1 protein-coding gene is annotated in these 1,412 nt (G+C 62.7%); it reads right to left on the bottom strand.

Features of this window, described 5'->3' with window-relative positions; translation table 11 throughout:
* Nucleotides 1-451: 451 nt before the first annotated feature.
* Nucleotides 452-1,147 (bottom strand): hypothetical protein, encoded by a 696-nt coding sequence (locus AC5ZG5_RS46150; protein ID WP_456646227.1) that lies wholly within the window; start codon nt 1,145-1,147, stop codon nt 452-454.
* Between the last annotated feature and the right edge of the window lie 265 nt (nt 1,148-1,412).

Below are 1,412 nucleotides of genomic sequence, written 5' to 3'. Positions count from 1 at the left end.
CGATCGCGACCCGCCCCTCATCCGCCGTGAGACGCGCGGAGTTAAATCACTGATTTGCCCGACGGCGAAAGCGGAATGTTTTTCGTTGCTGGGCTGGACGGGCCAAATCACGTTGATTGGATTAAGGAAAATCGCGCGAATGATACGACGCCGTCATGCCCGGGGCTTGCCCGTCTTCGCTATCGCTTCGCCGGACCGACATTAGAGTGCCCGGCGAAGCCTCGGCGTAGCCGGGTCCCGGGCATCCACGTCCTTCGCGCCCGAGACAACGTGGATGGCCGGGTCAAGCCCGGCCATGACGGAGGAGAGGGTTGCGCAATGCGTCGCTCAGTCATTCCGGGGCGTCCGAAGGACGAGCCCGGAATCCATCGGGCGGCATGCGCTGGCGGAGAAATGGATTCCGGGCTCGCGCTTCGCGCGCCCCGGAATGACGGAGAGAGCGATGCGCGCTTCACGCAGGCGGTTCATCCGGATCGAGTGCAGCCTGGAAGCGCGTCGATGCATCGCTTGCTTCGCCGGCCGCCCCAAACACCGCAGCGGCGGTGATGTCCTTGGCGAGATGGGTGCATTCGAGCCAGACCAGATTGAGCATCAAGGGCGGCAGTTCGCGCGCCTGCTGCATGTTCCTGCAGCGGGCCTCGGCGCCTTCCATGCCCCACCATTGCTGGGCGACCGTCACGACTTTGCGGAAGTTGCGCAAGGTGCCCGACGACTTCGCGCGATCGACCTTGGCGAGCTGCGCGCAATGGTTCAGCCAGTTCAGCCCGGCGACGATCGCAATCGCGACATCGTCGACCGCGCGTCCGGTGAAATCGATCACCGTGTCCTCGTGCGGCTGCTGGCGCAGGAAGCCGTCGATCATCTCGGTCTGGCGCGATGGCTCCGTCAGCAGCGCGGAGTCGCGTCCCGGAATCATGGTCAGATAGCGCATCCCTTCCAGCCGCGTGTGGCGCCAGATTTCGCGCGGGCTGGCGCTCGCATCATTCGATTTGCGCTTACAGGCGGGATAGACGAGATCGCCGTGATCGGCCTTTTCGAGATATGTCGCGACCACCTTGTCCAGCGCCTGCAACAAGGCATCCGCGCCGGCCCTGGCGTCCAGGACCTCTTCTGACGGCACCTCTCTGCCCCAACCAAACAAGGCCATGCTTGTTTCCAGCGTGATCCTCTCCTTTTACGAGTGTAGCACCAGCGCGGCGGATTGCACTGTGCCAATCCGCCGTATTTTCGGCAGAAACGGGGCCGCGGGCGGCAGGATCCAAGGGAACCTTCGCTCTAGATTCTTGTTTTGACGCGTTTTCTTAACGCGAACCGGTGTCCACTTCGCTCGAAAACGCTCTAGGTCGCGTGGACAGTTATCTTAGCCAGAGCAGAGTTGCGGCGATAGCGACGACAGCGAAGTAATTTCGTGC

Source organism: Bradyrhizobium sp. Ses1, from assembly GCF_059512365.1.
The sequence above is the reverse complement of the archived record's forward strand: the minus strand, read 5'-3'. Positions and strand labels throughout refer to the sequence as shown.

Coding starts and splice junctions, on each gene's coding strand:
- AC5ZG5_RS46150 (WP_456646227.1), bottom strand. CDS start 1,147: ATGGCCTTGTTTGGTTGGGGCAGAGAGGTGCCGTCAGAAGAGGTCCTG.